The following is a 13,044-nucleotide window of genomic DNA, read 5'->3' on the forward strand; positions in this document are numbered from 1 at the left end:
ACCGGCCATAAACCGACTCCTGGAGGCGTTCATGACACTGCCTGCGCGCATACGCGGCGCGATGGCACTGGCGGTGGCGGGCATCCTCGCCACCGGCGCGCTCAGCACCACCGGTCAGGCGCACGCGGCTGCCCCCGCCGGACCGGCGGCCCCCGCGAGCACCCTGACCGGCCGCCAGTCCACCGCCCCGCGCACCGTCACCCTGGTCACCGGCGACCGGGTGCAGGTCGCCACCACCCCCGACGGCCGCACCAGTGTCACCGTCCTGCCCGACGAGCACGGCAACGTCCCGCTCACCTTCACCCAGCAGGAGAACGGCGACCAGTACGTCCTCCCGCAGCGCGCCTCCGCCGCCCTTGCCGCCGGCACCGTCGACCGCGCCCTGTTCAACGTCAGCTCGCTGCTGCGTCAGGGCTACGACGACCAGGGCACCGGGACCCTCCCGCTGATCGCCGTCTACCGGGACGCCCGGGCTGCCGACGCCAGCCCGCAACTGCGCGCCCGCACCGCCGGGACCAAGCAGCTCAAGGCCGTCGACGGCGTCGCCTTCGCCCCCGCCAAGGACAGCGCCGCCCGCACCTGGGACCAGCTCGTCGGCCCGGACGGCAAGGGCCGCGACGGCCTGTCCAAGCTCTGGCTGGACCGCAAGGTCAAGACCGCGGGCGACACCGAGACCCGGCAGATCGGCGCTCCCGCCGCCTGGGCGGCCGGCCTCGGCGGCGACGGCGTCAAGGTCGCCGTCCTGGACACCGGCATCGACGACCAGCACCCCGACCTGGCCGGACAGGTCGACGCCCGCCGCAACTTCACCGCCGAGACACCCGACGAGGACGTGCACGACGCCGTCGGCCACGGCACCTTCGTCGCCTCCGAGATCGCCGGCACTGGCGCCGCCTCCGGCGGCAAGGAGCGCGGTGTCGCCGACCGGGCCCGGCTGCTGGTCGGCAAGGTCCTCGACGACGGCGGCTCCGGCACGGACTCGCAGATCATCGCCGGCATGCAGTGGGCCGCCGACTCCGGCGCCGACGTCGTCTCGATGTCGCTGGGCAGCCAGGAGCCCAGCGACTGCACCGACCCGATGTCGGTGGCCGCCCAGAAGATCGCCCAGCAGTCCAGGGCGCTGTTCGTGGTCGCCGCCGGAAACCTCGGCAGCTACCAGTCCGTCAGCTCCCCGGGCTGCGCGCCCGCCGTGCTCACCGTCGGCGCCGTCGACGGCAAGGACGCCACCGCGAACTTCTCCAGCCACGGCTCGGTCACCGGCACCCACACCCTCAAGCCCGAGATCGCCGCCCCCGGCGTCGACGTCAGGGGCGCCGCCGCCGGCGGCCGCGGCGTGTACGCCTACACCGCGATGTCCGGCACCTCGATGGCCACCCCGCTGGTCGCCGGTGCCGCAGCCCTGGTCAAGCAGCGCCACCCCGACTGGGACGCCGCCCGGATCAAGGCCGCCCTGGTCTCCGCCGCGCTCGCCATCGTCCCCGGCGACGTCCAGCAGGTCGGCGCGGGCCGGCTGCGCGCCGACGCCGCCACCACCCAGCGCGTGCTCGGCGCCCCCGCCGTCGGCTTCGGCGACTTCGCCCACCCGCAGCAGAAGTCCGACACCCGCACCGTCCGCCTCCCCTACACCAACACCGGCGACCGGCCCGTCACGCTCCGGCTCGCCGTCCAGCGCACCGACGGCGACGACGACTCCCCGGTCAGGGCCAAGGCCGTCAAGCTCGGCACCGACAAGGTCACCGTCCCCGCCGGCGCCACCGTCGAGGTACCGCTGACCCTCGACCCGAGCGCCGAACTGGCCGGCGGCCAGTACGGCGACCTCACCGGCCGGGTGCTGGCCACCGCCGCGGACGGCACCACCGTCTCCACCCCGTTCAACGCCTACGTCGAACCCGACGCCTTCGCCGTCCGGGTCAGACTGATCGACCGCGACGGCAGGCCCGCCGCCCCCGACGCCGGCAGCAGCATCACCATGGTCGACCTCGGCCAGGCCACCGGCACCCGCCGGGCCCCCGACGCCAACGGCGAGATCGTCTACCGGCTGCGCCCCGGCAGCTACTCGCTCAGCGGCTACGTGGTCACCCCCGACCGGCGCGACACCACCGGCGAAGCCTCCCCCAAGGGCGTCACCGCGCTCGCCTTGCCCGAACTCCGGCTGGACAAGGACACCGTCCTCACCCTCGACGCCCGCAAGGCCGACAAGATCGAGGTCAAGGCCGACCGGGACACCCGGGTCCGCAGCGCGGTGCTCGAACTCGGCCGCTGGTGGGGCGACAAGTGGGTCGACTCCACCGGCGTCCGCACCGGCCTGCTGCCCGTCGAACTCTCCGCCTGGGGCTCCGGCAAGGCCCGCACCGGCGGCTTCGAGTTCGGCAGCTACCTGCGCCTGGCCGCCCCCGAGGTGGTGCTGCGCGGCGCCGGACTCACCCTGGAGCCGCACTACGCCCAGTACGCCGACGAGGCCCACCTGCCCGCCACCGGCAGCGCCGCCCTGACCGCCGTCGCCAGCCCCGCCGACCTGGCCGGCGCCGACCTCAGGGGCCGCCTCGCCCTCGTCCCCGACGACGGCACCTCCCAGCGCACCGTCTCCGCCGACGCCAAGAAGGCCGGCGCGGTCGGCGTCCTGACCTACCGCCCGACTCCCGGCGTCTTCGCCAAGAACGACATCAGCCTCGACGTCCCCGTCCTGCCCGTCACCGCCGACCAGGCCGCCGCCCTGCGCACCGCCCTCGGCACGGGCACCACCACCCTCACCTGGACCTCCACCCCCGACAGCCCCCACGTCTACAACCTGGCCTTCCACGACACCGGCTCCATCGCGGGCCAGCAGGACCACACCGTCCGCGACCGCGACCTCGCCACCGTCACCGAGGACTGGCACGCCCTCGGCACTCCCGTTCGGATGACCGACTACACCAGCGTCGAGCGCCCCTGGAACCCGTACGCGGCCCAGGCCGTCGCCCAGGGCCTGGTCGCCACCCCGTCCGTCCGCACCGCCCACTACACCGCCGACGACACCACCTGGCTGCACGACGCCCAGAGCAGCTGGCCGTTCAACGAGTTCATGCAGGACCTGCCGCGCCGCTACCAGGCCGGACAGCAGCGCACCGAGCAGTGGTACCGCGGCGTGCTGCGCCCCACCGCCGGACGCGACACCGACGGCTCCCCGCTCCTGGTCGGCGAACGCCAGGCCGACCTGATCGGCGTCGACTTCACCCGCTCGCTGTGGGGCGACGGCAACGCCGACCACACCGGCTCGATGGCCTACTTCGGTGACGGTGCGGCCGTCGAACTGTTCAGCGGCGGCGAATCGCTCGGCCGCTCCTGGTTCGGCCCCTCCAACGTCTGGGAGGTCCCGGCCGGGGCCCGCGACTACACCCTGGTCCTCGAACAGCAGCGGTTCTACCACCGCGACCTGTGGCAGCGCTCCACCGCCGTCCGCACCGAGTTCGGCTTCCGCTCGGCCGGCGACCCCGCCGCCTACTCGCAGTCCCTGCCGCTGCTCCTCCCCGACTACCGGCTCGACCTGGACGGCGACAACACCGTCCCCGCCGCCCCGGTCCGGATCACCCTCACCGCCACCGGCCAGCACGGCTACACCCCCGCCCCGCTGACCGGCGCCCGGCTCTCCTACTCCTACGACGGCGGCACCACCTGGACCGACGCCCCCGTCGGCCCCGACCGCACCGCCACCCTCGACCACACCGGCGCCACCGGGAAGACCGTCACCCTGCGCAGCACCCTGACCGCGGCCGACGGCGCCACCGTGACCCAGACCGTCACCGACGCGTACGCCGTGCGCTGACGCACCGACACCGGCGGGCGGATGCGCAGCGCGCTGACGCACCGTCACCCCGCAGACCCGGGCGGGTCGCCAGGAGGGACATCTCCCGGCGGCCCGCCCCGCGCCGTTCCGCCCCGCTCCGCGCCGGGCCCGGTCGGGCGGCCCGGGCGAACGGGGGGCCCTCCAGCGCGGGCGGGCTGCACCACGAGGCGGGTTCAGCCGGGGTGAACCCGGTCGGCGGGGCCGTCGAGGGAGGCGAGGAGCGCCAGGACCTCGGGCCAGCCCGCGGCCTGGGCGGCGGCGTTGCCCGCGCGGGTGCCGCCGAGCTCGCTCGGTCGGCCGGTCACCGGATGGGTGGGCCGGGTGCCCGCGGCGAGGTAGGGGTAGGTGCCGACCCCGTGCCCGGCGTCCGGGTAGACCAGGGCCCGGTGCGGGTACGGGTCGTGGGCGGCGTCGAGTTCCTGGACGATCTGCCGGGCCGACCGGGGCGAGGGCCACAGCAGGTCGTCGGCGCCCGCGACGGCCAGCACGGGCCCGCTGACGCGGTCCAGCGGGATGGGGCCCTGGGCGACGGCCTTGCCGTCCTCGGTCCAGGCGGTGGTGCCGCGGTCCGGGAAACCGCCGTTGACCTGGGACGAGGGGGAGTACACGATCGCGCCGTGGACGCGCTCGGGGTGGTGGTCGGCCAGCAGCAGGGCGGCCTCGCTGCCGCGCGAGTAGCCCAGCGCCAGGAGGTGGGCGGGGTCGGTCCCCGGCTGCCCGGCCAGCAGGTCGGCGGCGCGGACGAAGTACTCCAGCGGGACGTCCTCCAGCCGGTCGGGCAGGCCGGGGAGGCCGAAGTAGCCCAGCGCCAGGGCCGGGTAGCCGTGCGAGGCGAGCAGGGAGGCGGTGCGCGTCCCGCCGTTGCCCCCCTCCGAGCCGCCGAACACCAGGACGGCCGGGTGGCGCGGGGTGCCCGGGGCCGGGAGGAACAGCTCCCCGGCGATCCCGTCGGCGGCCGGGGTGAGCTCCCGGCTCGTCACGCCGTCCGCGCACCACGCGCGGGTCAGCGTCCGGGACGCCGACCGGTGCCCGGGCACGTCGGCGGTCAGCGTGACCTCGTAGCCGTGCTGCGGCGAGGGCGCCGGGAAGAAGGAGGACTGCTCGGGATCGCCGTCCTGGGGGGCCATCGACCAGAACAGGCCCATGCCGTCCGCCCCCTGGTAGGTGCCGGAGCGGGGGACGGCCGTGTCCAGCAGCACCCGGCCGTCGGCGTCCGCCCGGAAGACCGCCCGCCCGCTCCACGCCCGGCCCCGCAGGTCGGTGGCCCGGGAACCGACGGTGACCTCCGCGCCGGGCGGCAGCCCGGTGATCCGCACGTGCACCGCCCGGTCCGCCAGCGCCGCGGGCGCGTCCACCTCGATCACGGCGGGCCCGTCCGGGCCGGGCGAGCAGCCCGCCGTCCCCGCACCGAGCAGGGCGAGCGCCACCCAGACGCCCACCCGTTGCCGTCCCCGTTCCCGTCCCCCCATGGTTCCGCCCCTCGCCCCGTCGACCGTCGCTTGCTGCAAGTTTCAGCAACGGCATTCAATACCCCGCCCCGCCCGGCCGACAAGATCCGGAACGGGGACGGGCGCCCGGACCTCAGCTCCTGACCGGCGTCATCAGGACGAAGTCCGCACCGGACGGGTCCACGCAGACGGACATCCGGCCGATCCCCGGGGCGTCCTCGGGGCCCATGGCCACGGCGCCGCCGCCGTCGCGGACGGTGGTGGTGGCCGCGTCGCAGTCGGCGACGGTGAAGACCGGGTGCCAGGCGGGGACGCCGCGGGAGAGCGCCAGTTCGGCCGCACCGACCTGCAGGACGCCGCCGTGCATCCGCTCGGGCGGCTGCCCGGCCGGGGTGACGATGGTGTAGCTGCGGCCGCCCGGCATCGGGGTGTCCGCCCGCTGCCAGCCGAACACCGCCTCGTAGAACGCCAGCGCCCCCGCCGCGTCCGTGGTGTAGAGCTCCGTCCAGCACAGCCCGCCCGGGTCGTCGACCGCGGCCAGCCCGCCGGCCCGCCCCGGCGTCCAGACCGCGAACTGCCCGCCCTGCGGGTCGCTGAACTGGGCCATCGACGCCCACCCGGCCACGTCCCGCGGCTCGACCCGGACGGTGCCGCCCGCCCGCAGCACGGACGCGGCGGTCTCGTGGACGTCCGGGGTGAAGAAGTACGGCATCCAGGCCGAGCGGGCGCCCCGTTCGGTCAGCAGGCCGATCCCGCCCGCGGTCCGGCCGTCGCGGCTGGCGAGCAGGAAGTCCTCCGAGCCCTCCGGCCGCTCGAACTCCCATCCCAGCACCGGACCGTAGAACGCGGCCGCGGCGGACACGTCGGGTGCGCCCAGGTCCAGCCAGCACGGTGAGCCGGGCACGAAATCGGTGGTGATCACGGCGTTCTCCCTTCGCCAGGCGCCCTCGGGTCGCTCCTCCTCCCAGCCTGTCACCGGCCCGCACCGGCCGCGTTCCGAGGAGTCGGTCCCGGAGCCGGGCCGGAGCCGGGCCAGGGCGGGGGCGAGGGCGGGGGGCGGGTCGAGCGGTACCGCCAACCGGAGGAAATCCTGTGCAGATCGTCGGATCGGGCAGCGAATTCGGCCGTCCAACGGACCACTTCCATGACATTTCGCGGAAATTACTCCGTGCGACCGCTAAATCGTCACCTGGAACAGGGTTGCCGCGGGAGGAAACGGGCAGGGGCCGCATACCCCCAGCGATCCCAGAGAAAGGCAACAGAGTGGCACTGAGCGTGAGCTACGGGGAGCGATACGGCTGGACAGTGGTCCAGGTGGCCGGGGAGGTGGACATCAGCGGAGTCGCCGCCCTGCGCGAGCGCCTCCAACGACTGGTCACCGACGGCTGCCTGCGGATGGTGGTCGACATCAGCCGGGTCGACTTCTGCGACTCCACCGGCTTCGCCGTCCTGGTCGCCACCCGCCGCATGCTGTCCTCCCGCGACGGGCAGCTGCGACTGGTCCTGCCCGGACCCGACGTCCACACCCGCAAGATCCTCCAGCTCTTCGGGATCGAGCGGATCTTCGACGTCCACGACTCCGTGGACGAGGCCCTCGCCGACCTGCGCGAGGCCGTCCTGACCGGGGACGCCGCCGACGCCGTCCCCCGCCCACGCGAAGGGACCCGCGCCACCACCGACTGACCGCACCACCCACCCGGAGCGGGCGGGGGCGGCGTCGGCGGGGACGGAGGTCAGCGCGGCGTACCGAAGTCCTGCGTCCACCAGGGCCCACCACTGCCCAGGTGGACACCCACCCCCAGCTCGGTGAACTTGCAGTTGAGGATGTTCGCCCGGTGGCCGGAGCTGTTCATCCAACTGTCCATCACCGCGGCCGCGTCCTTCTGACCGCGCGCGATGTTCTCGCCCCACCCGCTCCACGCGTACCCGACGGCGTCGATCCGCTGCTGCGGACCGGCGCCGTCCGGGTTGGTGTGGTCGAAGAAGTTGCGCGCCGCCATGTCCTCGGAGTGCCGCAGCGCCGCCGTCGCCAACTTCGCGTTCGCCGCCACCGGCCCGCAACCCGCCTTCGCCCGTTCCGAGTTGACCAGCTCCAGCACCTGCTGCGCCAGGTCGGCGGAACGCTGCTGGGCCGAGGCCGAGGAGGGCGCGGCCGACGGCGGCGCGGCGGGCGGGGCGGGCGAGGACGGTGCCGGGGCGGGCGGGGCGCTCGCCGCCCGGGTGTCCGGCGCGGGGGAGGGGGAGGCGGGAGGCGCGGCGGAGGACGGCGAGAGGGACGGGGACGCGGACGGGGCGGCGGCGGACGCCGGGTCGACCAGCGTCGCCGCGGGCGCCGGACCCTGCTCGGCCGCACCCGCCGCGGGCGGCGCGTCCGACCCGCCGACCACTACCAGCAGCCCGGCCACCACCGCCACCGCGGCCACCACCCCGCCGCCCACCAGCACCCGGCCCGGCCCGCGCCGCGGCGCCCGCCGGTGCCCGCGCCGCGCCGCCCCCGCCCGGTGCGAGCCGCCCCGCGCGTTCCCCCGCCGCTGCGCGGCCCGCCCCGGCGACGCGTGCCCGGCGCCGTGCGCACCGCCCGGGTCGGAGCCGAGGTCGGAGCCCGAGCCGTAGCCCGAGCCGAGGTCGGAGCCCGAGCCGAGGTCAGGGCCGTAGCCGTAGTCGTCACCGGAGCCGTAGCCGGAACCGGAGGAGGGGCCGAAGCCGGGTCCGGGCCCGGGCCCGTACGCGTACCCCGCCCCGAACCCGGCGCCGTCCGGCAGCGGCACCATCGCCAGCCCCGCCAGCAGCCCTTCCGCGGGCACCAGGCCGCGGCCCTGCTCCCCGCAGACGGCGCACTCCCGGGCGTGCCGCCCGATCCGCTTGCGCCACAGCGCCCCCGGCACGCCGTTCCACCCGGCCGTCAGCTCCGCCAGCCACGGGCAGCCCGGTACGGCGGCCAGCGCCCGGACGACCACCCGGGCCGCCTGCAGTTGGCCCTTCATCCGCTGCACCCGCACCGCCGCGTGCTGCGGCGTCACCTCCAGCGCCGCCGCCAGCTCCGCCCGGGACAGTTCGCCCGCCGCTTCCAGCCACCACAGCGCCAGCAGCTCGCGGTCCGTGCCGTCCAGCCAGCGGGTCGCCTCCGCGACCTCGCGGCGCTGCTCGGACAGGCCCAGCCGGACGATCGTCAGGCCGACGAAGTCCGCCGCCGGGTCGGCCACCGTCGTCGGGTCCGGCACCACGTCCGGTGCGCCCGCGTCCCGGAAGCGGCGCCGGACCTGGTTCAGCGCGATCGCCACCAGCCAGCTGCGGAAGCCCGCCGGGTCGCGCAGCGAGCCCAGGCCGTCCACGGCCCGCAGCATCGTCTCCTGCACCACGTCGTCGGTGTCCGGGTGCCCCGACAGCGCCCGGCCCACCACGTTGTAGACCAGCGGCAGGTGCCCGCCGAACAGCTCCGCCACCGCCTGTCGGTCACCGCGCTGTGCCCGCCCGACCAGCGCCGCCGCCCGCTCACTGTCCACAGCCCGGCCCGTCCTCGTGTTCTCGCGTCCTGCCCTCACACCCTCGGAGATCCACCGGGGAGCGGCGGATAACGCAAAAGCGGGAAGGACTCCTCGGCAGACGCGAAGCATAGTGAGCGGCCCGGAGCGCGGGGAGCCGCCCCGGGCGCGGTGCGCTGCGCCCGGGGCGGTCTCAGCCGGTGGAACCGGTGGCCGGGGTGGTGGGGGAGGCGGGGTGCGGGCGGACGGTGCTGCAGCTCCCGTCCGGGCAGTCCGCCGTCCCGTCGAGGGAGGCGAGCAGCTCGTCGGGCCGGGGCCGCCCCGCGCCGGTGGCGGCCCGGTACCTGGCGGCGGCGAACGCGGCGGCCCGGGCCAGCGGCAGGCCCGCCGGGGTGGCGAGGCGGTGCGCCAGCGGACGGTGTTCGGCCAGCGCCCACAGGCAGGTGACGAAGGCCTGCGGGCCGCGCCAGACCTCGCCGGTGTCGGCGACCACGGTGATCTCGCCGAGCGAGGCCTCGTGGTCGACGCCCGGGAAGCGGCGCCGGGCCTCGGGCGAGGCCACCGCGACGAACTCCAGCGGCACCAGCTGGGCCTGCCCGCGCAGCCAGCGGGTCAGTTGGCGGCACAGCCCGCAGTCGGGGTCGTGCAGCACGGCCAGCCCGGTGACCGGCGGCGGGGCGCCGTGGGGCGGAGGGGTCGTCACCGCGGCCGCGCTCAGGCGTGCGACGGGGGCGTCGGCCAGGCCCGTCCCTGGGGGGCGACCGGCGGGCGCTGCCCGCGGTCCATCGTCCCGCGGCGGCGGATCCGGTTCAGCACGTAGACGTTGGCCAGGTGCATCACGCCGATCACCAGCAGCACCGAGCCGAGCTTGACCGAGAGCGCGTCGAAGACGCCCTGGACGCTGCCGACCTCGGCGTCGGTCTTCATCCACAGCACCACGAAGCCGAGGTTCAGCAGGTAGAAGCCGACCACCAGCAGGTGGTTCACGGCGTCCGCCAGCTTGTCGTCGCCGGGGAAGACGGCGCTCAGGAACAGCCGCCCGTTGCGGCTGAGGGTCCGGCCCACCCAGACCGTCACCCCGAGGGCGAAGGGCAGGTAGGCGGCATAGCTGACCACCGTGTAGTCCACGGCACACTCCTTTTTCGAACGTGTTCAAAACCCGTTGGTCAGGACAGTAGACCTATATTTGAACGCGTTCAAGTCTCCTGGTGGGGGTGCCCGCCGGGCCCGGGAACGACGGAGCCCGCGCACCCTCACGGGATGCGCGGGCCCAGGGCTCGCGGGGAGCGGCGACGACGGCCGCGGACGGTCAGAACAACTGCAGCGAGGCCCACAGCGCCAGCACCGACGCGGCCAGCGTCGCCGGGACGGTCAGCACCCCCAGCGCCGTGAAGGTCCGCACCCCGCCGTCGTCCACCGACCGCTCCTGGACGATCCGGCGCCACAGCAGCGTCGCCAGCGACCCCGCGTACGTCAGGTTCGGGCCGATGTTCACGCCCAGCAGCACCGCCAGCACCGGGCCGGGCCCGGCCGGGGCCGCCAGCGGCACCAGCAGCAGCGTCGCCGGGAGGTTGTTCACCAGGTTGGCCAGCACCGCCGCCAGCCCCGCCAGCGCGAACAGCACCCCCAGCCCGTCACCGGACGGCACCACCGCCGCCAGCTGCCCGGCCAGGCCGTTGTCCACCACCGCCTTCACCACCACGCCCAGCGCCAGCACGAACGCCAGGAACGGCACCGCCGCCGAGGACAGGATCCGCCGCGGCGTGCTGCGCCCGCCCGCCAGCGCCCGCACCGCCAGCACCAGCGCACCCGCCGCCGCGGCCCACGCCGGGGAGACGCCCACCGCCGAGGCCACCGCGAAACCCGCCAGCGTCCCGGCCACCGTGAACAGCGCGAACCGCGGCAGCCGCACCCCGCCCGACGGCACCGGCCGCTCGGCCGGGACCGCCAGCTCCCCCGCGAAGAAGCGCCGCAGCAGCAGGTACTCCACGCCCACCGCGGCCAGCCAGGGCAGCGCCATCAGCGCCGTGAAGCGGCCGAACCCCAGCCCGCTGGCCGCGAACGCCAGCAGGTTCGTCAGGTTGGAGACCGGCAGCAGCAGCGAGGCGGTGTTCGCCAGGTGCCCGCACGCGTACACGTGCGGCCGCGGCCGCACCCCCAGCGTCCCGGCCGTGGCCAGCACCACCGGCGTCAGCAGCACCACCGTCGCGTCCAGGCTCAGCACCGCCGTCACCAGCGCCGCCACCCCGAACACCTGCCCCAGCAGCCGCACCGGCCGCCCGCCCGACGCCCCCGCCATCCAGCGGCCGCACGCCTCGAACAGGCCCTCGTCGTCGCACAGCTGCGCCAGCACCAGCACCGCCGCCAGGAACCCCACCACCGGCGCCAGCCGCCCCACCTCGGCCCAGGCCGCGGACGGCGACACCGCCCCCACCGCCACCAGCAGCCCCGCCGCGGGCACCGCCACCACCGCCTCCGGCCACCCGAACGGCCGCCGCACCGCGCTCCACAGCACCGCCGCCAGCAGCAGCAGCGACAGCACCTCCGCGGACACCCCACTCACCCGAACCGCTCCTCCCGCCGAACCACCGACCACCGGACGACCGCCGTCCGCGCGAACCTCCCATCCAAGCAGGCCCGCCCGCACCGGCTACCCGCCGGGCCCGCGACCACTGCCTTTGCGCGGACCGCGGCCCACCGCGAGGCTGGGACGGCACGCACCGCACCGGCCCGGGCCCGTCCGGCCGGGGACGGGAACACCCGGACGGGAGCACCTGGACGGGAACACCTGGAGGGGACATGACCACGCGATCCAGCCGAGGCGCCCGACTGCGCGGGGCGGCGGCGAACGGGTTCTCGATCGGCTCGACCGGCTCGTTCCTGTCCATCGGCTCGGTCGGCTCGTTCCTGTCGATCGGCTCGGTCGGCTCGGCGTTCTCGATCGGGTCGGTCGGCTCGGCGCTGTCCGTCCTGTCGGTCGCCTCCTGGCGCAGCGCCGCCGCCGTGCTCTCCGCCGACTCCGCCCTCGCCCTGCTCTCCTACCGCTCCGTCCGGGCCGTCCGCGCGGCCCACCGGCGGCGCGGCGGGGGCGGCTGAGGCGCTCCCGCCCCTGTCGGTGGCGGATGGGAAGGTGTGCGGATGAACGACCCGCTCACCCCGCCCTCCCCGTCGGACCCGCTCCCCGCCGTCGCCGCGTACTGGGACGCCGCCGCCCCCGCGTTCGACCGCGAACCCGACCACGGCCTGCTCGACGCCGCCACCCGGCGGGCCTGGCAGCGGCGCCTGGCCGACTGGCTGCCCGGCGAGGGGCTCGACGTCCTCGACGTCGGCTGCGGCACCGGCTCGCTCGCCCTGCTCCTCGCCGAGGCCGGGCACCGGGTGACCGGCGTCGACCTCGCCCCCGCGATGGTCGACCGGGCCCGGCAGAAGTTCGCCGCCGCCGGGCTGGCGGGCCGCTTCCTGGTCGGCGACGCGAGCAACCCCCCGACCGGCGCCGACCGCTACGACGCGGTCCTCTCCCGCCACCTGGTCTGGACGCTCCCCGACCCGCCCGCCGCCCTCCGCGCCTGGTCCGACCTGCTGCGCCCCGGCGGCCGCCTGCTGCTCGTCGAAGGCCGCTGGGGCGAGGCCGACGCCCCCGTCGAGCCCTACGCCCCCGGCACCGAAGCCCTCCCCTGGGCCGGCGGCGTCCCCGCCTCCGCCCTCACCGCGGCCCTCCGCCCCCTGGTCCACGACCTGCACGTCCACCCCCTCGAGTCCGACACCGCCCTCTGGGGCGGCCCGGTCCACGACGAGCGGTACGCGGTCCTGGCCTGCCGCTAGCGCCCGGGCGGTGGTCACGTCCGGCGGGTGCGCGGGGCGGCGGGCCGCTGCTCGGTGACGGGCCCGGCCCAGGTGGTTCCGGGGGAGCCGTCGACGGTGGCCGCCCGGAGGGCGGGGTGCTCCGTCCTAGCGCACTCCCGCGCCCGCGGTGCCCGCCGCGCCCGCCGTGCCACGGGCCTCCGGCGGGGTGCGCGGGGCCGGGTCCGCGCCGAGCCAGACGCCGGCGGCGGTGTCGAGGGGGAGGCCCAGGGCGGCGCAGAGGCCGACGACGGTGCCGAAGCCGGGGCTGGGGAGGCGGCCCATCTCGATCTTGCGGAGGGTCTCGGGGGAGATCCCGGCGCTGTGGGCGACGGTGGCGGGGTCGCGGCCGGCCCGGGTCTCGCGGAACAGCGCGCCCAGGCGGCGGCCGGCCTCGATCTGCTCGGGGGTCAGGGGGACTCGCACCATGCGGACACGCTACTGAACCGTC

Annotated in this window: 11 protein-coding genes; 4 read left to right on the forward strand and 7 right to left on the reverse strand. The window is 76.1% G+C overall.

Annotated elements, in window-relative coordinates; translation table 11 throughout:
• Positions 1-31: 31 nt before the first annotated feature.
• Positions 32-3,802, forward strand: coding sequence for a S8 family serine peptidase (locus QSK52_RS15775; protein ID WP_285736682.1), 3,771 nt, complete (start codon positions 32-34; stop codon positions 3,800-3,802).
• Between the two features lie 194 nt (positions 3,803-3,996).
• On the opposite strand, the gene QSK52_RS15780 is transcribed toward QSK52_RS15775, so the two are convergent.
• Positions 3,997-5,262: an acyl-CoA thioesterase/bile acid-CoA:amino acid N-acyltransferase family protein gene (locus QSK52_RS15780; protein ID WP_285736683.1), complete on the reverse strand. Its 1,266-nt coding sequence runs from the start codon at positions 5,260-5,262 to the stop codon at positions 3,997-3,999.
• Between the two features lie 142 nt (positions 5,263-5,404).
• Positions 5,405-6,193: a VOC family protein gene (locus QSK52_RS15785; protein ID WP_285736684.1), complete on the reverse strand. Its 789-nt coding sequence runs from the start codon at positions 6,191-6,193 to the stop codon at positions 5,405-5,407.
• Between the two features lie 341 nt (positions 6,194-6,534).
• On the opposite strand from QSK52_RS15785, the gene QSK52_RS15790 reads away from it, so the two are divergent.
• Positions 6,535-6,954, forward strand: a complete 420-nt coding sequence (locus QSK52_RS15790; protein ID WP_285736685.1) for an STAS domain-containing protein — start codon at positions 6,535-6,537, stop codon at positions 6,952-6,954.
• A 50-nt stretch (positions 6,955-7,004) separates the two neighbouring features.
• On the opposite strand, the gene QSK52_RS15795 is transcribed toward QSK52_RS15790, so the two are convergent.
• From QSK52_RS15795 to QSK52_RS15810, 4 genes are all read right to left on the reverse strand, one after another.
• A complete protein-coding gene (locus QSK52_RS15795; protein WP_285736686.1) occupies positions 7,005-8,774 on the reverse strand; it encodes a sigma-70 family RNA polymerase sigma factor in 1,770 nt (589 codons plus the stop codon).
• 172 nt (positions 8,775-8,946) lie between these two features.
• Positions 8,947-9,456, reverse strand: coding sequence for a thiol-disulfide oxidoreductase DCC family protein (locus QSK52_RS15800; protein ID WP_285736687.1), 510 nt, complete (start codon positions 9,454-9,456; stop codon positions 8,947-8,949).
• An 11-nt stretch (positions 9,457-9,467) separates the two neighbouring features.
• Positions 9,468-9,881, reverse strand: a complete 414-nt coding sequence (locus tag QSK52_RS15805; RefSeq protein ID WP_285736688.1) for a hypothetical protein — start codon at positions 9,879-9,881, stop codon at positions 9,468-9,470.
• Between the two features lie 181 nt (positions 9,882-10,062).
• Positions 10,063-11,316 (reverse strand): SLC13 family permease, encoded by a 1,254-nt coding sequence (locus tag QSK52_RS15810; RefSeq protein ID WP_285736689.1) that lies wholly within the window; start codon positions 11,314-11,316, stop codon positions 10,063-10,065.
• Between the two features lie 236 nt (positions 11,317-11,552).
• Between QSK52_RS15810 and QSK52_RS15815 the strand changes: the two genes are divergently transcribed.
• Positions 11,553-11,849 carry a hypothetical protein gene (locus tag QSK52_RS15815; protein ID WP_285736690.1) on the forward strand — a complete coding sequence of 99 codons (297 nt, stop codon included), beginning with the start codon at positions 11,553-11,555 and terminating at the stop codon, positions 11,847-11,849.
• A gap of 42 nt (positions 11,850-11,891) precedes the next feature.
• Entirely contained in the window at positions 11,892-12,575 is a 684-nt protein-coding gene (locus QSK52_RS15820; RefSeq protein ID WP_285736691.1) for a class I SAM-dependent methyltransferase, read from the forward strand.
• Positions 12,576-12,701: 126 nt separating this feature from the next.
• Here the strand turns inward: QSK52_RS15820 and QSK52_RS15825 are convergent, their stop codons facing one another.
• Positions 12,702-13,022 (reverse strand): helix-turn-helix domain-containing protein, encoded by a 321-nt coding sequence (locus tag QSK52_RS15825; RefSeq protein WP_285736692.1) that lies wholly within the window; start codon positions 13,020-13,022, stop codon positions 12,702-12,704.
• Between the last annotated feature and the right edge of the window lie 22 nt (positions 13,023-13,044).

This window comes from Kitasatospora phosalacinea (assembly GCF_030268885.1).
Classification (GTDB): domain Bacteria; phylum Actinomycetota; class Actinomycetes; order Streptomycetales; family Streptomycetaceae; genus Kitasatospora; species Kitasatospora phosalacinea_C.